At 67.0% G+C, this 567-nt stretch carries 1 protein-coding gene; it reads right to left on the bottom strand.

Features of this window, described 5'->3' with window-relative positions; all coding sequences use genetic code 11:
• A partial coding sequence (locus NKJ23_RS34585) for a condensation domain-containing protein (protein WP_352496826.1) occupies positions 1–567 on the bottom strand: 567 nt, incomplete at both ends.

The following is a 567-nucleotide window of genomic DNA, read 5'->3' as shown; positions in this document are numbered from 1 at the left end:
TTGTTCTGCCAGGCCAACATCACCTGGAACAGCGGCGTGTGATCAAGAGCCCGGGGCGGCTTGACGATCTCGACCACCTGCTCGAACGGCAGGTCCTGATGCTCCTGCGCAGCCAGGGCCGTGCGCCGCGTCCGTTCCAGAAGCTCCGACACGCTCGGCTCGCCCGACAGGTCCAGCCGAAGCGCCAGTGTGTTGACGAAGAAGCCGATCAACTCTTCGATCTCGCGCCGGCCTCGATTGGCGCTCGGCACGCCGATCACAAGGTCGTCCTGCCCCGACAGACGCGACAGCACCGCCGCCCAGGCCGCCAGCACCGTCATGAACAACGTCGCGCCATGCTGCCGGCTCAGCCGCTTCAGACCCCGCGTCAGATCCGCATCGATGACAACAGGCACAGCGGCCCCGGCATACGACTGCTGGGCCGGCCGCGGCCGGTCCGTCGGCAGCGCAAGACGGGCCGGAGCGTCAGACAGGGTGTCGCGCCAATACTGCGCCTGCTTCTGCAGCCGTTCCCCCGACAGCCATTGGCGTTGCCAGGCGGCATAATCCGGATATTGGATCGCCAGC

The organism is Mesorhizobium sp. M0184 (assembly GCF_040322215.1).
GTDB lineage: Bacteria > Pseudomonadota > Alphaproteobacteria > Rhizobiales > Rhizobiaceae > Mesorhizobium.
Note: the sequence above shows the minus strand (reverse complement) of the source record. Positions and strands in the feature narration are given on the sequence as shown.